The sequence below is a fragment of the Catellatospora aurea genome (assembly GCF_042663325.1).
GTDB classification, from domain to species: Bacteria; Actinomycetota; Actinomycetes; order Mycobacteriales; family Micromonosporaceae; genus Catellatospora; species Catellatospora aurea.
This window is the reverse complement of the sequence record NZ_JBHTAC010000008.1, coordinates 130,688-152,425: the sequence shown is the minus strand read 5'-3', so window position 1 is coordinate 152,425 and position 21,738 is coordinate 130,688. Positions and strand designations below refer to the sequence as shown.

Genomic DNA, 21,738 nt, shown 5'->3' with positions numbered 1-21,738 from the left:
AGCGCGAGGCGTCGAGCCGCCCACGGCCCGCGTGGATGCGGGACGTGGGCGGGACACGGGTCAGGACTTGGCGGCCTCGGCCACGTTGTGCAGGAGCAGCGCCTCGGCGAGGCAGACCCGCGCGAACTCGCCCAGGTGCAGGCTCTCGTTCGGCCCGTGCGCCTTCGCGTGCGGGTCCTCCACGCCGGTGACCAGGATCGACGCCCCAGGGAACATCTCCTGGAAGGTCGCGATGAACGGGATCGAGCCGCCCACGCCGATCTCGACCGGCTCGGTGCCGTCCCAGGCCGTCGCGAACGCCGAGCGGGCCGCGTCGAAGTACTTGCCGGTCGCGTCGATCACGCACGGGTTGCCGTCGTGCTCGAACTCGAAGCTGACCTTCGCACCCCACGGCGTGTGCTTCTCCAGGTGCGCCATCAGCGCCTGGTACGCCGACTTCGGGTCGTCGCCGGGGGCCAGCCGCAGGCTCAGCTTGGCGCGGGCCGCGGGGACCAGCGCGTTGGGCGCCTCGGCCGTACGCGGGGCGTCGATGCCGAGCACCGCCAGCGCCGGCTTGGTCCACATTCGGTCGACGATGCGGCCGGTGCCGATCAGCTCGACGCCGTCGAGGATGCCCGCCTCGGCGCGGTAACGGTCCACCGGGTAGTCCAGCGGCGCGGCCGCACCGCTGACCAGGCCGGGCACCGCGACGTCGCCGTTGGAGTCGTGCAGCGTGGCCAGCATCCGGCACAGCACGGTCAGCGCGTCGGGCACCGGGCCGCCGTACATGCCGCTGTGCACGGCCGACCCCAGCACCTGCACGTCGACGAAGCTGTTCACGATGCCGCGCAGCGAGGTGGTCAGCGCGGGCACGCCGATGTCCCAGTTGCCGGAGTCGGCGATCACGATGACGTCGGCGGCGAGCTCGGCCTTGTGCTTCTCCAGCAGCGCGGGCAGCGAGTCGGAGCCGAACTCCTCCTCACCCTCGACGAACACGACCACGCCCAATGGCAGCCGGTCGTCGTCGGTGCCGCAGCCGAACGCGCGCAGCGCCGCGATGTGCGCCATGACGCCGGCCTTGTCGTCGGCCGCGCCGCGGCCGTAGAGGCGGCCGTCGCGCTCGGTCGGCTCGAACGGGTCGGACTCCCACTTGCTCAGGTCGCCGACCGGCTGCACGTCGTGGTGGGCGTAGAGCAGGACGGTCGGCGCTCCGGCCGGGGCGGGGCGGCGGCCGATGACCGCGGGGTGCCCGTCGCCGATGCGGCTGACCTGCACGTCGAGCCCGACGCCACGCATGAGTTCGGCGACCGCCTGGGCGGAGCGCTCCAGCGGGGCGAAGTCGAAGCCGTCGAAGGCGATGCCGGGGATGCGCACGAGCGTCTCAAGGTCGGCCCGTACCCCCGGGAGCTCGCGCTCGATCGCAGCGCGCAGCTCATCAACAGTGAGGGTCGTCATGAGGATGATCCTGTCACGGCCCCGGGACGACCTGCACGGCGATCGGCCTGTTGCGTCGTGGCCGACGCACGGCCACCGCAGCTCCGGGCCCGCGCGGCCGCGGGCGGGCGGGGCCGGTGCCGCCGGTCAGCCCGCGCCGTCGATCCGCACGTCGGCGAGCGCCGCGGTGCCGTCGGCGGCGAAGTGGATCGCCTCCCGCCGCCGCCACGCGCGCAGCGCCGGCTGCATCGCCGGGCCGTCGCGCAGCACGCTGCGGGCCCGGCGCACCCGGGCCGGGGCGTCGACGTACACGGTGAGGCTGGCCCAGGCCCGGCCCTCCGCGCGGGCACTGCCGACCCCCTCGACGATCACGATCTCGGCGGGCCACACGGTGATCCACTCGGTGCCGAAGCGCCGCAGGTGCCAGTCGTACGGGTGGTAGCCGCCCGGCGCGCCGAGCCGGATCGGCGCGAGCACCTGCCGCTCCAGCCGCGCCCAGTAGGTGAACTGGTCGTCCCAGCCGTCGAGCAGGTCGTCGGTGTGCACCACGGCGACGGACCGCTCGCCCAGCGCCTGCGCCAGCCGCGCCGCATAAAAGGTCTTCCCGGCCCCACTCGGCCCGTCTACCAGCACCAACCGGCTACGCCCGAGCCGCGGCTCCGCCGCCAACACCCGCGCCACCTCTTCACTGGTCACCACACCCCTCCTCGGAACGGGGCGGGTCATGCGAGGGTGGGCGCGCCGGGCGGGAGGAACGGGAGGCCCGCCGGGGCGCCCTTTTCGATGAGCTGCCAGAGGGCCTCGGTGTCCAGGTGCTCCTCGACCAGGTCGCCGAGGCGGTCCACGGTGGCCTCCCGCATGGCGGCGAAGCTCGTGTCCGGCGCGACCTCGAACCCGTGCCGCCCGGCCAGTCCCGCGGCCAGGGTGAGGAAGCGGCGGCGGAACTCGTCGGACTCGAACGCGCCGTGCCAGTGCGTGCCGAACACGTTGCCCGCGGCCACCCCCTCGGTCTCGCCGCCGGCCAGGGTGATCAGCGACGCCAGCGCCGGATCACGGTACGCCACCCGCCCGTGATGGATCTCGTAGCCGCGCACGGCCGCCCCGAGCGCCTGACCGGAGGGCCGGGACAGCGTCTTGTCAGGTGCGAACACGATGCGCACCGGCAGCAGCCCGAGCCCGGCCACCTCGCCCCGGCGGCTCTCCACCTCGTCGGCGATCTGCTCGGACAGCATCTGAAAACCGCCGCAGATGCCCAGCAGCGGCCGCCCGGCGCGGGCGTGCGCGAGCACCGCCCGGTCCAGGCCGGTGTCCCGCAGCCAGCGCAGGTCGTCCACGGTCGCCTTGGTGCCGGGCAGCACGACCAGGTCGGCGTCGGCGATCTCGCCCGGTTCGACGGTCAGCCGGACGCTCACCCCGGGCTCGCAGGCCAGGGCTTCGGCGTCGGTGGCGTTGGAGATGTGCGGCAGCCGCACCACGGCGACCCGCAGCCACTCCTGCCCCCTGGCCGGGCCGGGCCGCCCGAGCACCCGCCCGTACGCGAGCGCGTCCTCGGCGTCGAGCCACAGGTCCACGTCGAACGGGAGCACGCCGTACACGGTCCGGCCGGTGGCCGCCTCGATCATGTCCACGCCGGGCTGCAGCAGGCTTCGCGAGCCCCGGAACTTGTTGACCACGAACCCGGCGACCAGCGCCTGGTCCTCGGCGTCGAGCAGGGCGACGGTGCCGAACATGGCCGCGAACACGCCGCCGCGGTCGATGTCGCCGACCACGATCGTGGGCATCCGCCCGTGCCGGGCCAGCCCCATGTTCACGTAGTCGTGGTCCCGGAGGTTGATCTCCGCCGGGCTGCCCGCGCCCTCGCAGACCACCACGTCGTACTCGGCGCGCAGTGCGTCGTAGGCGGCGAACGCGGCCCCGGACATGGTCGACTTCAGCCGCCGGAAGTTCGCCGCGTCGATGGTGTCCACCGCCTGCCCCAGCAGCACGACCTGGCTGGTGTGATCGCTGCCGGGCTTGAGCAGCACCGGGTTGAACCGCACCTGCGGCTCCAGCCCGCTGGCGACGGCCTGCAGCGCCTGCGCCCGCCCGATCTCGCCGCCGCGGCCCGACGCGTCGACGACCACCGCCGAGTTGTTCGACATGTTCTGCGCCTTGAACGGGGCGACCCGCACACCGCGCCGGTGCAGCCAGCGGCACACTCCGGCGGTCAGCACGCTCTTGCCGGCGTCGGAGGTCGTGCCGGCGATCAAGATCCCGCTCATGCTCCCAGCCTAGGGGAACGCCGTGGTCCTCCTCCGGGGGCGGGGCGACCGGCCTCCCCCTCGCATGCCCGCCGGTCGCCCCTCCCCTCCCCCGGGTCTACGCCGCGACGGGCACCCGCGAGCGGGCCGCCGCCTCGTCGTCCTCGTCGAGGTCTTCGTCGGCCTCGTCGGCGTCCTGCTCGCCGGTGACGAGCTCGGCCTGCAGGCCGCCGCCGCGCAGCGAGGAGATCGCGTCGAGGTCGAACGCCCCGCCGAAGGACGCGTCGTCGTCATCGGCGAACAGCGGGTCGTTCGGGTCCGGGCCGATCCGCATGTCCGGCGCGGCCTCGGTCTGCTCGCCGCCCACCCGGTCCTCGCCCGTGCCGTCGTCGAGCGCGCTGGTCGCGGTGCTCGGCTTGGTCCGGGCGAACTTGCCCCGGCCCCGGGACAGGTCGTGGCCGACCGCCGCCGCCTCCAGCTCGTACATCACGCGGCGCTGGCCGTCCTCGTCGATCCAGTCCCGGGTGTAGAGCCGGCCGACGACCACGACGGGGTCGCCGACCATGACCGAGCTGGCGACGCCCTCGGCGAGCCGGCGCCAGCAGTTGACGCGCACCCGCAGGCTGTTCCCGTCGACCCAGCGGTTGTTGGCCCGGTCCAGTCGGCGGGCCGTGGAGGCCACCTTGAAGTTGGCCACGAGCTGCCCGGACTGGCTGGTGCGCCGCCACTCCGGCGCGGTGAGAACATTGCCGACGATCGTGACGTTCGTGTCGAACACTGCTTTTCTCCTCTCGGCATCCGATGCCACCGAGCGTGCGCCAGGAGCCGCGGTCCCGGCCATCGACCACCGTCGCGCCCTGTGGACGGCGGGCCGGTTGGGGATAACCACCTGATCATGGAGTTGATCTGTTAAGGCGACCCCTACTTCGCGGTAACATAGGCGCGTGCAGACGGACATCCTGGGCGAGCCCTACCGGCAGCGGGTCATCGAGCTGCCCGACGACGACCAGGGCAGGGTCGTCGCGACGCTGGTCAGCCGCCGCGCCCCGGGCGGCAGCCGCCGCGCGGTGCTCTACCTGCACGGCTTCACCGACTACTTCTTCCAGACCCACGTCGCCGACTTCTTCGTCGCGCGCGGCTACGACTTCTACGCCCTCGACCTGCGCAAGTACGGCCGCAGCCTGCTGGCGCACCAGACCCCGAACTTCACCCGCAGCATGGACGAGTACTTCCCCGAGCTGGACGAGGCGGCACGGATCATCCGGGCGGAGGACGGCCACGACACGCTGGTGGTCGCCGCGCACTCCACCGGCGGGCTGATCTCCTCGCTGTGGGCGCACGCCCGCGCCGACGCGGGGCTCGTCGACGGGCTGCTGCTGAACAGCCCGTTCTTCGACTTCAACGCGCCCTGGCTGCTGCGCCGTCCGGCGGTGTCGGCGGTCGGCTCGCTGGCGCAGCGCGCGCCGTACCGGGTGGTGCCGTTGAAGCTGCCCGGCCTGTACGGCCGCAGCCTGCACCGCGACCACGACGGCGAGTGGGACTACCGGGTCGACTGGAAACCCGTCAACGGCTTCCCGGTCCGGGTGGCCTGGCTCAAGGCGATCCGCAGCGGCCAGCGCCGCCTGCACGCCGGGCTCGACCTGCGGGTGCCGGTGTTCGTCGGCTGCTCCACGGCCTCGTACCGGCAGCGCACGTGGTCGGAGCAGGCGCACGAGGCCGACGCGGTGCTCAACGTGGACCACATCGTGCGGTGGGCGCCCGCACTGGGCCGCGACGTCACGCTGGCGCGCATCGAGGGCGGCAAGCACGACCTGTCCCTGTCCCGACAGCCCGCTCGCGACCGCTTCTTCGCCGAGTCCGGCCAGTGGCTCCGGACTCAGCTGGGCTGACCGACGCATCAGTTCGACATGAATATAAGTCGCTGTTCGGCGGGCGTGTCGCTGCCCTAGGATCGTGGTCAACTTCCGCCGGGTAGCCGATCACGCCGGTCGTCTCGCGCGGTAGCCTTCAATCGCGCGCTCGTAGCTCAGCTGGATAGAGCAGGGGCCTTCTAATCCTCAGGTCGCAGGTTCGAGTCCTGCCGGGCGCACCATCTCCGCTCCACCCCGCGGCGGGCACTCAGGTGCCCTGTGGTCTGCGAAAACCTGTCCACATGGTGTCGCCTGTCAGTGATAGCTTCCGTCGGTGAACTACCCCTCACCTGAACCGACTCCGCCGCCATACGGACAGCCGCCATACCCGCAGGTGCCGGCACCGCCGCCGGCCGCGCCGCAGTCCGGTCCGCCCGCAGACCCCTACGCGCCCTACGGCGCCGCGCCCCAGTACGGCACCGGACAGCAGTACGGCACCGGCCCGCAGTACGCCGCGAGCCAGCCCTACAGCGCTCCCCCGCAGCAGACGCCCCCCGGCGGCTACGGCGTGCCCTACCAGCAGCTGCCGCCGCCGAAGTCGGGCACCAACGGCTTCGCCATCGCCTCGCTGGTCTTCGGCGTGATGGGCGGCGTCCTGCTCGGCTTCATCTTCGGCTTCGTCGCGCTGTCGCAGATCAAGAAGCGCAACCAGGGCGGCAAGGGCATGGCCGTGGCCGGCCTGGTCCTGAGCACGCTCTGGTCGCTGGTCATCTGCGGTGTGATCGGCGTCGCGATCATCGCCGCCAACAGCGACGACAGCACGACCGGCACCAGTGGCACGGGCGACGACACGTCCGTGTACTCGCTGCGCATCGGCGACTGCCTCAACGATCTGAGCACCGAAGAGGAGATCGAGGAGCTGCCGGTCGTGCCGTGCAGCCAGCCGCACGACGGTGAGGTCTACGCCGAGTTCAAGCTGACCGACGCCACGTTCCCTGGTGTCGACGCGATCGAGAAGAAGGCCGACCCGCGCTGCGCGGACCTGCTCAAGTCGTACGCCCCCGACGCCGTGGACGACCCGGACGTGGACACGTACTTCCTCTACCCGACTGCCGAGAGCTGGGCGCGCGGTGACCGCGCGATCACCTGCATCGCCAGCTTCGAGCCGGCCCGCACGGGCAAGCTCAAGGGCTGACCGGTCCGTGCCAGGGGCGCTGTCCGGGATCCCGGACGGCGCCCCTTCGTCATCGCCGCCGCCTCCTGCGCCGCAGCAGCATCACGACGGGTGTCGCGAACAGGCCGGTGAGGACGGCCAGGCAGCCGAGGAACGCCCAGTCGATCGAATCGGCGCCGCCCGAGACGATCGCGACGATCGTCAGCGGCAAGGTGAGCAGGCCGAGACCGAGGGCCACGAGCCCGAGCAGCACCATCGCGATGATCTCGCCGATGTTCCCGCCGTCGGCGGCCGGCGGGGCGGCAGCGGGTGCGGCGGCGGGCCGCGGGATCGAGGCCAGGTCGCGCGCGGGTTGCGGGAGGTGCCGGGCCGGGCCGACGCCGGCGTCGAGCGCGCCGATCTCCTGGTACGGCATGGCCCACATGCCGGGTTCCAGGTGCAGCACGATGCCGTCGTTGCCGATGAGCCGGCGCGCGCCGTCCGGCCAGCTCATCATGGCCGCGCAGTCGGCGTAGTGGACCGTGGAGCGGGAGTGCTCGCGCACGATGCTCACCGCCTCCGGCCCGATCACCAGCGCCACCTCGCCGTCCTCACGGTGGGCGTAGCGGCGGCCGTCGGCCTCGCACTCCGACGAGGTCGGCGCGGCGGCGAACCCGGCCCAGTCGGCCGTGGTGCGGTGCGGAGTCTGCAGCAGCGCGGTGTCGGCGGCCTCGACGGCGACGGCGTACACCTGCGCCACGGTGACCGCCGACAGCTCGGCGCGCAGTTCGTCCACGGTCAGGTTGCGCTGGCCGGTCAGCAGGTTGAGCGCGTGTCCGGGCAGGCGGACCGCCTCGATCTCCGGGTGGTTCAGGTTCTCCAGGGACTTGTTGCGTACCGCGGTGACGCTCGCCGGGTCGATGGTCCCGTGACGCAACCGGGCCAGCACGTCGACGAACCCGCCGAGCACCGCGCCCTGCTTCTCGGGCAGCGCGTCCGCGTACGCGGTGATCGTCGCGTAGCCGTCGCCGCGGGGGTCGTACGACGTGGACGCGGTGTAGGAGTAGCCGCCCTCCTGGCGCAGGTCGCGGAACAGCTCCCGTTCCAGCACTCCGGAGTAGACGCTGGCCGCGGTGCTGCGGCGGACCACCGCGCTGAACACCACACTGGTGTCGTCACCGGTGTACCAGGCGGGGGTCTGCGGCAGGGCCGAGGTCGGCACGGGCACCGGGCGGCGCGCCCCCGGCCGCAGCCGCAGGCGCAGCCCGGCCGGGACCCGCTCGCCCGCGATCCACAGCACGGCGTTCTCCCGGGTGAAGTAGTTCTCCACCCACCAGCGCAGGTCCTCCGGGCGCAGCCGGGCCAGTCCCCACTCCGGGTAGCTGGGCAGGCCGTAGCCCTGCGCGCCGTACCGCCACAGGGGCAGCGCCGAGGTGCCGCCGCGGGTGCGGCTCTCGGTGCGCAGGATCTCCTTCTCGGTCTCCAGCCGGTGCATCGGCAGGTCGGCGAGCCCGTCGCACACCTTGCCCAGGTAACCCACCACATCGGACTCGCTGCCGCGCAGGTGGAAGTGGGTGTACACCGACGCCGTCTCGCCGTTGTAGTGGTAGTCGGACAGCCCGCTGTCGTGCAGCGCCAGATGCTCGACCAGGTGCGTGATGCCGTGCAGCGGCAGCGTCTCGTCGGCCTGGCCCACCCGGAAGATCAGCCCGGCCGCGGTCCGCCCCGCGGACGGCGCGAACAGCGTGGGGACCCCGTCGACCTCGATCGCCTCGACCACCGGTCAGCCCTCCTTCAACGCGAGGTCGCGGTGCTTGGCGAACTGCTGCCCGGCGTCGCCGAGATAGGTCCAGGGGAACTCGCTCGCGAACCCGCCCAGGGCACGGAAGTGCACGGCGGCCCGCCGGTGGTCCCCGGCGAGGCTGAACACCCAGGCGAAGTGGCTGTGCGCGCTGACCCAGCCGTACACCGGCCGGAACGACGGGTGCAGCACCGAGCGCAGCGCGGCCTCGGTGACCTCCCGCAGCACCTCGGGCCGGCGCAGGTAGCCGTCCCGGTCGGCGCCGCGCAGCGTGGCCCAGTACTCCATGTGGACCTCGGGGATGAGCAGCGCGTTCACACTGCCCTCGGGAGCGGCGGCGGCGCACTGCCGGGCGAACCCGAACGCCGCCTCCCAGGATCCGCCCCACTTGGGGCAGAGCTGCTGCAGCAGCTGCGTCTGCGCGAAGAACACGTGGGGGTGGTGCATGGCCAGCCGGTCGTACCGCCGGCGCGCCTCGGCCTGGCCCAGCTCCAGCCCGCGCGCGTTGACGATGCGCATGGCCCACGCGGCACCGTTGCCGGGCTCCCGGGCGGTGACCTCCAGCAGCCTCTCCTCACCGAAGCGCAGGAATTCGTGCATCTCGGCGAACTGCTCCTGGCTGACGTACTGCGCCTGGGCCCCGGTGCGCGCCTCCCAGGCCAGCTCGATGGCCCGTGCCCCGAGCAGCAACTTCGGCAGGATCGCGCTGGGCTGCGCCTGCGACACCCCACCGACGAAGGTCGTCACGCCGGGCACCTCGGCGACGGCCCGCGCGTTGAAGTAGACGGCATCGGCCGTCGGCAGCTGCGCGAAGTGGCGGGCCACCGAGTCCCAGTCGCCCTGGCGGCACCAGGCCTGAACGGCCCGCACCTCAGGAAAGGGCGCGGCGCGGTCGAACGAGGGGACCGCGGCGGCCGGGATGATCGTCACCGGGGCATCCTAGGTGACCTGTCACGCTGTGCGATGCCCCGTGACGACCCGCCGTACAGCTAGAGTTTCACCACCATCTTGCCGGTGTTCGCCCCGCGCAGCAGGCCCGTGAGCGCCTCCGGCGCGTTCTCCAGCCCGTCGACCACGGTCTCCTCGGCCTTGATCTCGCCGGCCGCGTACCAGGCGCCGACCTCGCGGATCAGGTCCGGCATGCGGTCGTTGTGGTCGCTGACGATGAAGCCGCGCATGGTGAGCCGCTTGCCGATCATCAGGGTCATGTTGTCCGGCCCCGGCACCGGCTCGTTGTACGCCGAGATCGCGCCGCACAGCGCGAACCGCGCGAACACCTTGGCCCGCGCGATCGCGGCGGTGAGGTGGTCGCCGCCGACGTTGTCGAAGTAGACGTCGATCCCGTCCGGCGCGGCCTGCTTGAGCAGCTGGGACACGTCGCCGTCACGGTAGTTGAACGCGGCGTCGAAGCCGAGGTCATCGGTGAGGTGGGCGACCTTCGCCGCGCTGCCCGCGCTGCCGACCACGCGCGCGGCGCCCTTGAGCCGGGCGAGCTGGCCGACCAGGCTGCCGACCGCCCCGGCCGCGCCGGACACGAACACGGTGTCGCCGGGCTTCATCGCGGCGATGTCGAGCAGTCCCACGTACGCGGTCAGGCCCGGCATGCCGAGCACGCCGAGGAAAGCGCTGGGCGGGGCGACGGGGTCGAGTTTGCGGAAGCGGCGCGCGTCGTCGACCGCCCACTCCCGCCAGCCGTAGCCGTGCAGCACCAGGTCACCGGGCTTCAGGTCGGGTGAGCGCGACTCGACGACCTCGCCGACGGCCCCGCCGTCGAGCACCGCGTCCAGCGCGAACGGCGGCACGTACGACTTCACGTCGTTCATCCGCCCGCGCATGTACGGGTCCACCGACATCACCAGGTTGCGTACCTTGACCTGGCCCTCGGCGGGTTCCGGCACCGCCACCTCCACCAGGCGGAAGTTGTCCGGGGTGGGCATCGCCACGGGGCGCGAAGCCAGGTGGATCTCACGTCCGACGGTCACGTCGTCTCCTTGTCCGGGGCGGCCGTGGCCGCCTCAGTGATCTTGCGCAGCGTGTCACGCAGGTAGGCGAGTTCGGAAGCGGGCACGCCGGTCGCCTCGGCGATGGCCCGCGGGATGCCGGTGGCCTGCTCGCGCAGGCGGTCGCCGGAGGCCGTGAGGCTGACCACGACGGAGCGCTCGTCGCGCGGGTCCCGGGCACGGTCCACCAGACCGGCCGCCTCCAGGCGTTTGAGCAACGGGGACAGCGTGCCCGAGTCGAGCTGGAGGGACTCCCCCAGCGCCTTGACCGACGTCTGCCCCCGCTCCCAGAGCACCAGCATCACCAGGTACTGCGGATAGGTCAGGCCGAGCCGTTCCAGCACCGGACGGTAGACCGCGGTCAGCGCACGGCTGGCGGCGTACAGCGCGAAGCAGACCTGTTTCTGCAGGTCCAGGTCACCGGGGTCGGGGCGGTCGGCGCGGGTCATGGTCTCAGCGAAGCACGAGCTGGACGTCGATGTTGCCACGGGTGGCGTTCGAGTACGGGCAGACCTGGTGCGCGGTGTCGACGAGCTGCCGCGCCGCGTCGGCGGGCACGCCCGGCAGCGCGATCTCCAGGGTCACGGACAGGCCGAAGCCGGCGCCGTCCCGGCCCAGCCCGACGTGCGCGGTCACCTCGGAGCCGTCGACGTCGGCCTTGGCCCGCCGGGCGACCAGCCGCAGCGCGGAGTGGAAGCAGGCCGCGTACCCGGCCGCGAACAGCTGCTCCGGGTTGGTGGCCCCACCGGCCCCGCCGAGCTCGGTGGGCGTCGCCACGGCCGTCTCCAGCAGCCCGTCGGAGCTGCGCACCTTGCCGTCACGTCCGTCACCGGTAGCCGTCGCGACGGCCGTGTAAAGAGGAGTCATGCCCCGAACTTAACGGCAACTTAGGTTGTGCACAACTAAACAGTGCGCGACCTAAGTCACCACCGGTCGACGCACGCGGTGCGGCCGCCGTGGCCGGGTCAGGGGTGCGACGATGGCCCAGTGGCGCGGACGCGACAGAGCGGGCGTCGGCGGGAGCAGCGCGCGACGCTGTTCTGGCTGGTCGTGCTCGTGCTCGCCGCTGGCGGCTGGCTCTGGTACGCCTACGGCCGCCCCGGCACCCCACCCCCTGCCACGACGGCCTCGCCCAGCCCGTCGGCCCGCCCCACCGGCCCGCCCGCCGGGGCACAGCCGGTGCGCGTGGACTTCCCGCTCGACGGCGACTCGCTGCAGGTCACGGCCGATCAGCCGGGTACGGTGATCGACGTCACCGAACCGGTCCAGGTGCGGCTGCTCGGCATCGACGCCCCCGAACTGCACGGCGCCGACGGCAGCCCCCAGTGCTGGGCCGACACCGCCCGCGCCGAGCTGCAGCGGTTCGCCCCGAACGGAGCCCGGCTCTGGCTGCTGCCCGACACGCAGCGCCTCGACCCGTACGGCCGCCGCCTGGTCTACGCGTGGACCGCCGACGGCCGTTTCGTCAACGGGGAGCTGGCCGCCCGCGGGGCCGTACGCGAGCTCGCGATCCGCCCCAACCTGGCGTTTCAGCAGGAGCTGCACGACGCCGTCGAGCAGGCGCGGACCGAGCGGCGCGGCCTGTGGGGAAGTTGCGTCGGCCGATAATCATTTAGCGAAGATTTCAAGTACGTCCAATGGCTTTGTGTCGTTGATTGCGGAAGAATCCCGCCCGTGGAGGTCCCGATCGGTACGGCGCTGGCAGGGCGATACGTGCTGACCAGGCCTCTGGCGCGCGGCGGAGTATCCACTGTGTACCAGGCCGTCGACGCGACGGCGGGTCGCCGGCTCGCGGTGAAGGTGGTCGACGACCGCTACTCCGGCCTGATCCGGCACGAGGCCGCGATGACCGACCGGCTGCGCCATCCCCACGTGCCCAAGGTGCTCGACGTGGGTGTGGAGACCGGGCCGGACGGCCGCGACATCGGCTACCTGGCTCTGGAGCTGCTGAAGGGCGAGGCGCTGACCAGCGTGCTGCTGGACGGGCCGCTGCCCTGGGCCGGCGCGGTGCGGGTCGCCGCCACCGCCGCCGACGTGCTCGCGGTGGCCCACCGCCGCGGCGTCGTGCACCGTGACCTGACCCCCGGCAACGTCATGATCACCACCACCGGGCCGAAGGTGGTCGACTTCGGACTGGCCGAGCTCATCGGCAGCAAAGCCACCCCGGAGTTCGCCAGCCCCTCCGACGACGTGTACGCCCTGGGCGCGCTGCTCTACCAGGCGCTCACCGGCAAGTCGCCGTACGCCGGCGGCAACCGCAGCCCGCAGAGCCCGGCGGCGCTGCGCTGGCTGGCCCCGACCCCGGTGCTGGCCGTGCCCGGCCTGCCGCAGGCCGTGTCGGACCTGTGCCGCGCCTGCATGGACAAGAACTCGCTGGCGCGGCCCAGCGCCCGGGAGGCGTCGCTGCGACTGTGGACCATCGTCGGCAACGCCATGCATTGAGGCTGCTCAGCCGCGTAGCTCTCCAGCCACGAGCCCGGCCGTGAAGACCCGCCACTCGTCGGCGTCGAAGATCAGCCACGGCCCGTTCGGCTCGCGCGAGTTGCGCACGAGGACCAGTTCACCGTCGAAGGACACTTCCACACAGTGCCCGGACTCGCACCGGGAGGACCGCCGCCAGTGACGGTCCTGTTGGTTCTCGGACATGGCCTACCGCCTTACGCCTAGTTCCGGTTCCCGTTCATCACTGTGGCATATCCGCGAATTCACGAACATGCCATGAGTCGTGAACGACCGGCACTCCCGCACGCACATTCACGTCCGCGGCCCGGGCAGACAAAAGGCCGGCACGTCGTCGTCGCGTGCCGGCCGGAGCCCGTTCATCCCTACGGGGTCAGCGCAGGTCGAACTCTCCGGTTTTCACGCCGGCCACGAAAGCTCGGAACGCCTCCGTCGACACGACCAGATGCTGCGCCGGGCTCACCGAGTCTCGAAGACCCACTCCGGTGGTGCCGAGGTCGGCGACCTCCACGCAGTGGGCCGATTCGCAGCGGCCGCTCTTGCGCCATGCTGCGCCCAGCACAGACGTCATAGGTTCACTCCAGGTCACGATGGGTAAGAGATACGCCCGCGCGGTTACTGGCATGCCGGTCGTTGGCGCGCAGGGCTGCGCCCCCAGTAAACTCGTCCGAAAGATTGGTCGCAAGTAGCCATACGGCGTTTCGCCAGCGGCTCAGTCCGTGGCGGGAACGGAAGGCGGAGATCCACGTGAGCGCGCAGAGCCCGGCGGTCGCCCGTCTCAGGCTGCGGCACGCGCTCCGCTCCGCCCGGGAGAGTTCCGACTACACCCAGGAACAGGTCGCCTCCGAACTCGATTGGTCACTCTCCAAGGTGATCAGGATCGAGAACGGCACCGTCCGGATGACCGTCACCGACGTGCGGGCGCTGATGCAGCTCTACGGCATCGACGACGCCTCGGAGATGTCCGAGATGGAGAGCCTGGTCCGCGCCTCGCGCCAGCGCTCCTGGTGGACGCAGTACGGCAGCGAGGTCATGTCCGGCCGCTTCGCCACCTACATCGGGCTGGAGGACGGCGCGTCGGCGCTGTCGATGTACCAGGCGCTGGTGGTGCCCGGGCTGCTGCAGACCGAGGCGTACGCCCGCGCCGTCATCGCCGGGCTGCGCATGCCCGAGCAGGACAGCCGCAACCACGAGACCTACCTCGACATCCGGCTGCGCCGGCAGGAGAACGTGCTCCAGCGCAAGGACCCGCCGCAGATCCACGCGGTGCTCGACGAGGCCGTGCTGCGCCGCATCAACGGCGGCGTCGGCGTGCAGCGCGACCAGCTGCTGCACCTGGTCGCCCTGGGCGCGGCGCCGCACATCCACCTGCGGGTGCTGCCGCTGTCCAGCGGCATCCACACCATGGAGTCGACGTTCGTGCTGCTCTCCTTCCCGTTCGGCGAGGACGTCGTCTACCTGGAGCTCAACAGCGCCCTCGCGGGCGACCCCGACCGGGGCCAGTTCCTCGACCGCGGCGAGGTCGCCGCGCCGTACCGGGACACCTTCACGATGCTCACCGGCACGGCGCTGAGCGAGGCCGACTCGCTGGCCTTCATCGCCAAGGTCGCCGGCGAGCTTCGTTGATCACCACGTAGCGGCTTGTCGCAGCGTGCGGCATATGCTCGGCGGCATGAGCTTTCCTCCCTCCGCAGCGCCCTGCGCCGACGTGCAGCGGGTGCTGTGCGTGTTCGCGCATCCCGACGACGTCGACTTCGGCTCGGCCGGCACGGTGGCCCGCTGGGTGGACGAGGGCCTTGAGGTGTCGTACCTGCTGGTCACCAGGGGTGACGCGGGCGGCTTCGACGAGACTCCGCGCGACGAGATGCCGGGCCTGCGGGAGGCCGAGCAGCGGGCCGCCGCGGCCGCCGTCGGGGTCAAGCAGGTGGACTTCCTGGAGGGGTACGCCGACGGCTCGGTCACGCCGAGCCTGGCCCTGCGCAAGGACCTCGTGGCCGCGATCCGGCGGGCCCGGCCCGACCGCATCCTGACCAGCTCCCCGCTGCGCCGCTGGGACCGCATCGCCGGGCCGAGCCACCCCGACCACCTGGCCGTGGGCGAGGCGTTGACCTGCGCGGTCTACCCGGACGCCCGCAACCCGTTCGCGCACCCCGACCTGGGCGCGGCGGGTCTGGCCGCCTGGACGGTCCGCGAGATCTGGTACTCGGGCGGGCCCGAGCCCGACCACGCGGTCGACGTCACCGACACCTTCGACCGCAAGCTCGCCGCGCTGCGGGCGCACGTCTCACAGACGACCCACCTGCACGAACTCGACGTGATGCTGCGCGAGCGGCTGGGCGGCCTGGCGGAGTCGCTCGGCCTGCCCGGCCGGCTGGCCGAGGCGTTCACGATCATCAGGACCGAGTGAGGGCCCGCCGCACAGTGAGGGCGTTGCCGCGAGCTGCGGCAACGCCCTGTTTTCTGAAGCGGGTGGTCAGGCCGCGCGCTCCCAGCCGGACCGGCTCCCACCGGGAACCAGCCGCGAGGGGTGCATGTTCGAGGGGTGCGGCACCCCCCGGGGCTGCCGGGGCCGCGGGAGGTTCAGGTGGCCCAGCCGCTTCTCGACGAGGCTGCGCCGCAGGTAGCGCTCCACGGCGTGGAACAGCCACCAGTCGTCGCTGACGAACAGCTGGGTGGGGTGACCGTGGTAGTCGGCCCACAGCTCCAGCCGCCGCGGCCGCCGCCGCGCGCTGATCAGCGTGGCCACGGCCAGTCCGCTGAGCACGGCGACGGCGGCGACGATGCCGGTCGGCTGCAGCAGCGGTGCGAACGCCCCGAGCAGGACCATGCCGCCCACGGTCATCGCGCCGACGCGACGCGTCAGCGGGTCGTGTCCGGCCTGTCGGGTGTGGACGTTCTCGATGGCGCCGAGGGTGAAGTGACGTGCTCCCACCTGGAAACATGTCGCCGAGATGTGCAGCCCCGGGCGGATGGTCACGATGGCTTGTTCTGGTGGCCGTTCCAGTGCCCGTGTAGGCTCCATGGAAGTCTCCCAACTGCTCGACACGCGGGCCCGGCTGGTGGTGGTGCCCGCAGAGGTGGCGACGCCTGGCATGTGGTGGAGCTTGTGGACCGACATCCGGTGGCCGCCGGGTGTCGGTCTTTTCGTTTCTTCGAGCCGCCGCGCGAGCCGTCCGTCGGTGGACTTCCCGGCTGCCTCGTGACCTCAGTGTGACCGAGACAGCCGTCGTTGTGAAGCCTCTCAATCAGCCAGGTGGCAAGTTGGCACGTTCCCTGAACCTAATGTGCGTTCAGGCATCACCTAATGTGACGGAACTTTTTCCACATACCTGGATCAGGTCGGGCACATCGCCTATCTCGCCCTTGGGCCTGGCCGATTCCGGGACTACCGTGACTGACACTGGCCGGTTGTCCGCCGCCCACCCCCGGGCGGCACCGGACCAGCGCCGCCGAATCGCCGCACGCTCGCGAAGATCAATCCCCTGCGGGTGCGCGCGAACCGGGGACCCAGGTTATCGGGGTGAATCAGTGGTCACCGACAGTGACCGCGGTAGGGCGCCCTTCGCCCGAACCCGTCAGCTAACTCGGTAGGCGGCTGCGGAGAAGGGCCACCCATACCTTGTCATCACCCCATGGCAGGGGCTGGCGCGCTGCCGCGCGCCTGCTCGCCCCCGCCGGAGCACTGACCATCGCACTGCTCGGATTCGGCGCACCCGCGCACGCCGCGCCCAGCGCCGCCGAGCTGCGCAAGCAGATCACGGAGAAGTCCGACCAGCTGGAGAAGGTCGTCGAGCAGTACAACAAGCTCAACACCCAGCTGAAGGAGACCCGCGCCGAGGCCGCCGCGCTGGAGCGCGAACTCGGCCCGCTGGAGGTCAAGGCCGACCAGGCGAAGGGCAACGTGGCCCGGATCGCGGCAACCGCATACCGCACCGGGTCGTTCAGCGGCCTGAACGCCCTGCTGGACTCGTCCGGCGACGGCAAGCTGCTGGCCCGGCTGAGCGCCCTGGACCAGCTCGCGACGAGCCAGCGGGCGCAGATCGACGAGGCGCACCGGGCGGCCGGCGACCGGTTCGAGGTCAAGGCGGCGCTGGACGCGCGGCTGCAGGAGCAGACCACCCGGTTCACCGCGGTCGAGACCCAGCGCAAGGGCATCGAACGCGACCTGGCCAAGCTCAAGGAACTGCGCCGCCAGGCGGGCCTGGTCGACGAGAAGTCGTCCACCTACACCGGCTCCATCCCCAAGTACAAGGGCAAGGCCGGCGTCGCCGTGTCGTTCGCGTACAAGCAGCTGGGCAAGCCGTACGTGTGGGGTGCCGACGGGCCGGGCGGGTACGACTGCTCCGGCCTCACGATGGCCGCCTGGAAAGCCGCGGGCATCAGCCTGTACCACCAGGCAGCCACGCAGTGGCGTGAGGTCGCGCACATCAGCCGATCCCAGCTGCTGCCCGGAGACCTGGTCTTCTACTCGGGCCTGGGGCACGTGGCCATCTACGTCGGCAGCGGCAAGGTGATCCACGCGCCGACCACCGGCGAGGTGGTCAAGGTCGCCAGCGTCGACATGATGAGTCCCTACGGCTACGGCCGGGTGCGTGTGTAACCCGGTCAGCACGGCAAGAAGCCCTCTCCCGGACTCGGGAGAGGGCTTCTGCGTCAGCAGGGAGCGGGTCGGGTCAGACGGACTGCAGGCCCTCCGCGCGGGCCAGCTCGCGCAGCCGGCCCAGCGCCTGGATCTCCAGCTGGCGGATGCGCTCACGGGACAGCGAGAAGCGCGACGCCACCTCGGTCAGCGAGTGCTCGCGACCGTCCTCCAGGCCGTACCGCGCGCGCATGATGCCGGCGGAACGGTCGTCGAGGTGGTTGAGCAGGCCCTCGATCCGCTGGCGCTCCAGCGCCGAGAGGACGATCTCCTCCGGGCTGGGCGTGTCGCGGTCGGCGACCAGGTCACCCAGGTTGGTGTCGCCGTCGTCGCCCACGGGCGTGTCCAGCGAGACGGTGTCCTGCGACCAGCGGATCAGCTCGGTCACCCGCTCGACGGTGACGCCCAGCGCGGCCGCGATCTGGTCCGGCTCGGGGTCGCTGCCCAGCTCACGGGTGAGCTGTCGGGTCACGTTGCGCATCCGGTTGACGTCCTCCACCAGGTGGACGGGCAGCCGCACGGTGCGCTCCTGCTGGGCGATGGCCCGGCTGATCGCCTGCCGGATCCACCAGGTCGCGTACGTGGAGAACTTGTAGCCCTTCACGTAGTCGAACTTCTCGACGGCCCGGACCAGGCCCGTGTTGCCCTCCTGGATCAGGTCCAGCATCGGCATGCCCGAGCGCACGTAACGCCGGGCGATCGAGACCACCAGGCGCAGGTTCGCGCGGATGAACAGGTCCTTGGCGTGCTCGCCCTCGGCGACCAGCTTCTCCAGCTCGTCGCGCTTCAGGCCGCGCTTGAGCTTGTCGGCCTCCAGCAGATGCTCAGCATATAGTCCTGCCTCGATCGCCTTAGAGAGGTCGACCTCCTGCGCCGCGTCCAGCAGCGGAGTACGCGAGATCTCGTGCAGATATACACCGACGAGGTCTCGCTCCTCAGCCACCTGGTCGGTGCGCAGCATGGTCATGTTCTCCACGTTCGGGTCCCTCCCACGTAATCGCCGCAGGGCCTTGCGGTACTGACACCTTCACAACAGATGACGCCCGGAGATGATTCCGCGTTGCTCATCGAAACTGTCACGAAAAGCTGTGAACTCGCTGATACCGACTTGGCGACTCGCTGGAAGCGAGCCGACCGGTCCGCAATGCCCCATTTATGACACCACGGAGCCGCCCAGGATACAGCGATCCACCTCACTACAACGCTGTGACCTGCGTCGCCATTTCTTGTGACGTCCGAGCCCGCGCGCTATTGCACGGTTCCACACCTGTCCCACCCGAACGCAGGACACGTATACCCCACCGAGGGGAAAGCACACCCATTCGGCCATGAACTCCCCACGAATGGGGTCCGGCTTTCGGGTTAGTCGCGCAAGCCGGGCGCAGCGCACACCAAGGTCATTCGACTTGCCGGGCACATGGACGAAAGCGGGCTCAAGATACGCACAGGCGCCTGGCAAGTCCGACGATCATGGGCGACCGGCCGCACCGGGCACGGCCCCGGCGGGTCCATCCGGCCCGGCGGACGATCATGGGCGGCGGACCGTGCCGGAACGGGCCGTCGGGCCTGCCCGGACCCCGATGACGGGTGAATGCGGTCAGGACGGGCCGGTCGGGTCGGTCCGACCCTGACGACGGGCAAATGCGGTCAGTCGGTGAGGGCGGCGACGGCGTCGCGGACCCGGTTGCCGTGGCCGGCCAGCGCGCCTCGGGCGGCGGCCACCTCGCGGTCGGCCAGGAGCGCGACCAGGGCGGCCCGCAGGTCTCCGCCGGCCGCGTCCAGGGTGCGGTGGCACTCGTCCTCGCTGTGGCCGGTCGCCTCGACGAGGATGTTCAGCATGCGGCCGCGCAGCTTCGCGTTGGTCGGCACCATGTCGATCATGAAGTTGGAGAACACCCGCCCCAGGCGCACCATCACCGCGCTGGAGAACGCGTTGAGCAGCAGTTTCTGCGCGGTGGCGGCCTTCATCCGGGTAGATCCGGTGATCACTTCGGGTCCGGTGTCGACGCCGATGAACACGTCCACCCACTCCGCGGCGGCGGCGTGCGGGTTGGCCGCGATCAGGGCGGTCCGGCAGCCCAGCTCGGCCGCGGCCTGCAGCGCGCCGAGCACGTACGGCGTGCGGCCGCTGGCGGCGATGCCCACGACCACGTCGCCGGTGCGGGCGCACCGGGCGATCTCGTGGGCCCCGCCCGCGGTGTCGTCCTCCGCGTCCTCGACCGCGGCCAGCAGCGCGCCCGGGCCGCCCGCGATGTGGGCGCAGAACCAGGTCCGCGGGGCGTTGAAGGTCGGCGGCAGCTCGGCGGCGTCGAGCACGCCGAGCCGGCCGGAGGTGCCCGCGCCGACGTAGTGCACGCGGTTGCCGCGCTGCAGCGCCGCGACGGCGTCCTCGACCACCACGGCCAGCGGGTCCAGCACCGCACCGACCGCCTCGGCGACCGTGCGGTCGGCCTCGTTGATCACTTGCAGGATCTGCCGAGCGCCCAGCAGGTCGAGGTCGGCACTCGGGGCGTAGCGCTGCTCGGTGGGGGCGTCGACACGGACCGGGAGGGAGCCGGTGGGCAACTCAGGCATCGCCGGACCGGCGGCGGGCAGTTCCGATGCGACGTCCGCGCACCGCCTCGGCGGTGACCTCCAGCGCCTTGCGGGCCTTGCTGCGGGTGCGCGCGGCCACCCCGACGAATAGGCAGTCCACGACGGTGAGCTGGGCGAGCCGGCTGGCCATCGCGCCGGACCGGTAGGTGGTCTCGCGAGCCGCGGTGGTCAGCACGAAGTCGGCGACGTCGCAGATCGGCGAGCGGGGGAAGTTGGTCAGCGCGACGGTCACCGCGCCCGCCGCCTTGGCCCGCTCCAGCACGTCGATGGTGTCGGCGGTGGTGCCGGTGTGCGAGATGCCCAGCGCCACGTCACCGGGGCCGAGCAGGGCCGCCGAGGTGAGCGAGGTGTGCAGGTCGGGCCAGTAGTACGCGACGCGGCCTATGCGGTGCAGCTTGGCCTGGAAGTCGGCGGCGACGAAGCCGCTCGCGCCCGCCCCGAAGACCTCGACCCGGGACGCTTTCACCAGTAGATCCACGATCTTGTCGCAGACCTCGGGATCGAGCTGCTCGGCGGTCTCCTCGACGGCGCGGGCGTCGTTGAAGGCGATGGTGGCGATGATCTGCGCCATGTCGGCGCCGGGCGGGATGTCCCCGCCGACCACCCGCGAGTCGGCCGGCTCGACCCGGCGCGCGGCCTCGGCAGCGAGCCGGATGCGCAGCTGCGGGTAGCCCGACATGCCGATGGACCGGCAGAACCGGATGACCGTCGCCTCGGAGGTCTCCGCAGCGGCGGACAGGTCGGTGATGGTGCGGCGGGCCGAGGCGGCCGGATCGGCGAGCACGAGCCGTGCCACGCGCTGTTCGGCCGGGGAGAGCGCGGGCAGCAGACCATTGATCTGAACGATCAGCCCGACAGGTTCCTGACCCGCGCGCGAGACGCTGTCATTCTCCTCGGAAACTTTCGACTTCTTCGCCACGATTGAAACTTACTTTCAGGACCGCCCCACGTCAACTGCCAAACCACGTTTCACGACCGGCCAAACGACCGCCCAGACGGCTTGGGCGACCGCATCGGGATCGCCACTGCCGTCGACGTGTACCGCATCCGACAGTACGTCTTTGTAGGCCGCGTAGCTCGCGTTCAGATATTCGATGTCCTCGTGGTCGTCGCCACGCTGCTCCACCCGGTGATAGGCCACCTCGGGCGGGACGTCGAGAAAGATGATGACAGCCGGGCGGGGGAACGGGGCATAAGCCGCGCGTACCGTCCGGGCCAGCCACTCGCCGCCCTCATGTGCCCGAATGCTCACCAGCTGGCAGGGGGTGTAGCGGTCCATCACCGCCACCGCCCCCGTCAGCCGCGCCGTCAGCAGCGATCGGGCGATGGCCAGCCAGCGCAGCACCGCCTCGATCGTGAGCAGGCCCCGGCGACCGAGCAGGGAGACCGCGTCGTCGCGGCCCAGCTTGCGGGCGACCCGCCCCAGGAAGCGCCGGCCGCCGGCGTTGCGGCCGTACCGGGCCGTGACCCCGGCCGCGCAGAGCGCCGCGGCCAGCCGTACCGCCTGGGTGGTCTTGCCTGAGCCGTCGATGCCGACCAGGGCGACCACCGACGCACTCGTGCCTGCCATGCCGCTGACGCTACCCG

General features: G+C 71.6%; 23 protein-coding genes, 1 tRNA gene and 1 riboswitch. Of the genes, 8 read left to right on the top strand and 16 right to left on the bottom strand.

Going from position 1 to position 21,738, the window contains the following annotated elements; genetic code table 11:
- Window positions 1-60: 60 nt before the first annotated feature.
- From ACFQO7_RS10750 to ssb, 4 genes are all read right to left on the bottom strand, one after another.
- A complete protein-coding gene (locus ACFQO7_RS10750; RefSeq protein ID WP_376806213.1) occupies window positions 61-1,434 on the bottom strand; it encodes a dipeptidase in 1,374 nt (457 codons plus the stop codon).
- A 126-nt stretch (window positions 1,435-1,560) separates the two neighbouring features.
- Window positions 1,561-2,109, bottom strand: a complete 549-nt coding sequence (locus ACFQO7_RS10745) for a uridine kinase family protein (RefSeq protein WP_376806212.1) — start codon at window positions 2,107-2,109, stop codon at window positions 1,561-1,563.
- Between the two features lie 26 nt (window positions 2,110-2,135).
- Window positions 2,136-3,674 carry a cobyric acid synthase gene (locus ACFQO7_RS10740; RefSeq protein WP_376806211.1) on the bottom strand — a complete coding sequence of 513 codons (1,539 nt, stop codon included), beginning with the start codon at window positions 3,672-3,674 and terminating at the stop codon, window positions 2,136-2,138.
- Between the two features lie 97 nt (window positions 3,675-3,771).
- The gene (gene ssb, locus ACFQO7_RS10735; RefSeq protein ID WP_376806210.1) at window positions 3,772-4,431 is read right to left on the bottom strand and encodes a single-stranded DNA-binding protein; all 660 of its coding nucleotides are present in this window, start codon (window positions 4,429-4,431) and stop codon (window positions 3,772-3,774) included.
- A gap of 166 nt (window positions 4,432-4,597) precedes the next feature.
- On the opposite strand from ssb, the gene ACFQO7_RS10730 reads away from it, so the two are divergent.
- From ACFQO7_RS10730 to ACFQO7_RS10720, 3 genes are all read left to right on the top strand, one after another.
- Window positions 4,598-5,542 carry an alpha/beta hydrolase gene (locus tag ACFQO7_RS10730; protein WP_376806209.1) on the top strand — a complete coding sequence of 315 codons (945 nt, stop codon included), beginning with the start codon at window positions 4,598-4,600 and terminating at the stop codon, window positions 5,540-5,542.
- A 126-nt stretch (window positions 5,543-5,668) separates the two neighbouring features.
- Window positions 5,669-5,745, top strand: a tRNA-Arg gene (locus ACFQO7_RS10725).
- Window positions 5,746-5,897: 152 nt separating this feature from the next.
- Complete coding sequence (locus ACFQO7_RS10720; RefSeq protein ID WP_376806208.1) at window positions 5,898-6,698, top strand: DUF4190 domain-containing protein; 801 nt, start codon at window positions 5,898-5,900, stop codon at window positions 6,696-6,698.
- 49 nt (window positions 6,699-6,747) lie between these two features.
- Here the strand turns inward: ACFQO7_RS10720 and ACFQO7_RS10715 are convergent, their stop codons facing one another.
- From ACFQO7_RS10715 to ACFQO7_RS10695, 5 genes are read right to left on the bottom strand one after another with little or no spacing between them, the layout of a single operon-like run.
- On the bottom strand, window positions 6,748-8,436 hold the full coding sequence (locus tag ACFQO7_RS10715; protein ID WP_376806207.1) for a M16 family metallopeptidase: 1,689 nt from the start codon (window positions 8,434-8,436) through the stop codon (window positions 6,748-6,750).
- 3 nt (window positions 8,437-8,439) lie between these two features.
- Window positions 8,440-9,387, bottom strand: a complete 948-nt coding sequence (locus ACFQO7_RS10710; RefSeq protein WP_376806206.1) for a hypothetical protein — start codon at window positions 9,385-9,387, stop codon at window positions 8,440-8,442.
- Window positions 9,388-9,446: 59 nt separating this feature from the next.
- On the bottom strand, window positions 9,447-10,439 hold the full coding sequence (locus ACFQO7_RS10705; protein WP_376806205.1) for an NADP-dependent oxidoreductase: 993 nt from the start codon (window positions 10,437-10,439) through the stop codon (window positions 9,447-9,449).
- A complete protein-coding gene (locus tag ACFQO7_RS10700) occupies window positions 10,436-10,906 on the bottom strand; it encodes a MarR family winged helix-turn-helix transcriptional regulator (protein WP_360522869.1) in 471 nt (156 codons plus the stop codon). Before ACFQO7_RS10700 ends, ACFQO7_RS10705 begins: the two co-directional genes overlap by 4 nt.
- Before the next feature lie 4 nt (window positions 10,907-10,910).
- Window positions 10,911-11,324, bottom strand: a complete 414-nt coding sequence (locus tag ACFQO7_RS10695) for an organic hydroperoxide resistance protein (protein WP_376806204.1) — start codon at window positions 11,322-11,324, stop codon at window positions 10,911-10,913.
- Window positions 11,325-11,444: 120 nt separating this feature from the next.
- Here ACFQO7_RS10695 and ACFQO7_RS10690 point away from each other — a divergent pair, with 120 nt between their 5' ends.
- Together ACFQO7_RS10690 and ACFQO7_RS10685 are read left to right on the top strand one after the other, a co-directional pair.
- On the top strand, window positions 11,445-12,065 hold the full coding sequence (locus ACFQO7_RS10690) for a thermonuclease family protein (protein WP_376806203.1): 621 nt from the start codon (window positions 11,445-11,447) through the stop codon (window positions 12,063-12,065).
- Between the two features lie 66 nt (window positions 12,066-12,131).
- Window positions 12,132-12,899: a serine/threonine-protein kinase gene (locus tag ACFQO7_RS10685; RefSeq protein ID WP_376806202.1), complete on the top strand. Its 768-nt coding sequence runs from the start codon at window positions 12,132-12,134 to the stop codon at window positions 12,897-12,899.
- A gap of 6 nt (window positions 12,900-12,905) precedes the next feature.
- Here ACFQO7_RS10685 and ACFQO7_RS10680 read toward each other — a convergent pair whose 3' ends face one another.
- Complete coding sequence (locus tag ACFQO7_RS10680; RefSeq protein ID WP_376806201.1) at window positions 12,906-13,103, bottom strand: DUF397 domain-containing protein; 198 nt, start codon at window positions 13,101-13,103, stop codon at window positions 12,906-12,908.
- A gap of 187 nt (window positions 13,104-13,290) precedes the next feature.
- Window positions 13,291-13,488 carry a DUF397 domain-containing protein gene (locus ACFQO7_RS10675; RefSeq protein ID WP_360522854.1) on the bottom strand — a complete coding sequence of 66 codons (198 nt, stop codon included), beginning with the start codon at window positions 13,486-13,488 and terminating at the stop codon, window positions 13,291-13,293.
- Between the two features lie 176 nt (window positions 13,489-13,664).
- On the opposite strand from ACFQO7_RS10675, the gene ACFQO7_RS10670 reads away from it, so the two are divergent.
- Together ACFQO7_RS10670 and ACFQO7_RS10665 are read left to right on the top strand one after the other, a co-directional pair.
- Window positions 13,665-14,543 carry a helix-turn-helix domain-containing protein gene (locus ACFQO7_RS10670; protein ID WP_376806200.1) on the top strand — a complete coding sequence of 293 codons (879 nt, stop codon included), beginning with the start codon at window positions 13,665-13,667 and terminating at the stop codon, window positions 14,541-14,543.
- Between the two features lie 46 nt (window positions 14,544-14,589).
- Window positions 14,590-15,324, top strand: coding sequence for a PIG-L deacetylase family protein (locus tag ACFQO7_RS10665; RefSeq protein WP_376806199.1), 735 nt, complete (start codon window positions 14,590-14,592; stop codon window positions 15,322-15,324).
- Between the two features lie 66 nt (window positions 15,325-15,390).
- Here ACFQO7_RS10665 and ACFQO7_RS10660 read toward each other — a convergent pair whose 3' ends face one another.
- Window positions 15,391-15,894 carry a DUF6232 family protein gene (locus ACFQO7_RS10660; protein ID WP_376806198.1) on the bottom strand — a complete coding sequence of 168 codons (504 nt, stop codon included), beginning with the start codon at window positions 15,892-15,894 and terminating at the stop codon, window positions 15,391-15,393.
- A gap of 492 nt (window positions 15,895-16,386) precedes the next feature.
- A riboswitch (cyclic di-AMP (ydaO/yuaA leader) is annotated at window positions 16,387-16,527 on the top strand.
- Between the two features lie 9 nt (window positions 16,528-16,536).
- On the opposite strand from ACFQO7_RS10660, the gene ACFQO7_RS10655 reads away from it, so the two are divergent.
- Entirely contained in the window at window positions 16,537-17,517 is a 981-nt protein-coding gene (locus ACFQO7_RS10655; RefSeq protein ID WP_376806197.1) for a C40 family peptidase, read from the top strand.
- Between the two features lie 73 nt (window positions 17,518-17,590).
- On the opposite strand, the gene ACFQO7_RS10650 is transcribed toward ACFQO7_RS10655, so the two are convergent.
- The 4 genes from ACFQO7_RS10650 to ACFQO7_RS10635 all read right to left on the bottom strand — a co-directional run bounded on the left by ACFQO7_RS10650 (window position 17,591) and on the right by ACFQO7_RS10635 (window position 21,721).
- Window positions 17,591-18,523 carry a sigma-70 family RNA polymerase sigma factor gene (locus ACFQO7_RS10650; protein WP_203698535.1) on the bottom strand — a complete coding sequence of 311 codons (933 nt, stop codon included), beginning with the start codon at window positions 18,521-18,523 and terminating at the stop codon, window positions 17,591-17,593.
- 680 nt (window positions 18,524-19,203) lie between these two features.
- Entirely contained in the window at window positions 19,204-20,130 is a 927-nt protein-coding gene (locus ACFQO7_RS10645; protein ID WP_376806196.1) for an N-acetylmuramic acid 6-phosphate etherase, read from the bottom strand.
- Window positions 20,123-21,070: a MurR/RpiR family transcriptional regulator gene (locus tag ACFQO7_RS10640; RefSeq protein WP_376806195.1), complete on the bottom strand. Its 948-nt coding sequence runs from the start codon at window positions 21,068-21,070 to the stop codon at window positions 20,123-20,125. The genes ACFQO7_RS10645 and ACFQO7_RS10640 overlap by 8 nt, the downstream gene beginning before the upstream one ends.
- A 15-nt stretch (window positions 21,071-21,085) precedes the next feature.
- Window positions 21,086-21,721, bottom strand: a complete 636-nt coding sequence (locus ACFQO7_RS10635; protein WP_376806194.1) for a dTMP kinase — start codon at window positions 21,719-21,721, stop codon at window positions 21,086-21,088.
- Window positions 21,722-21,738: the final 17 nt, after the last annotated feature.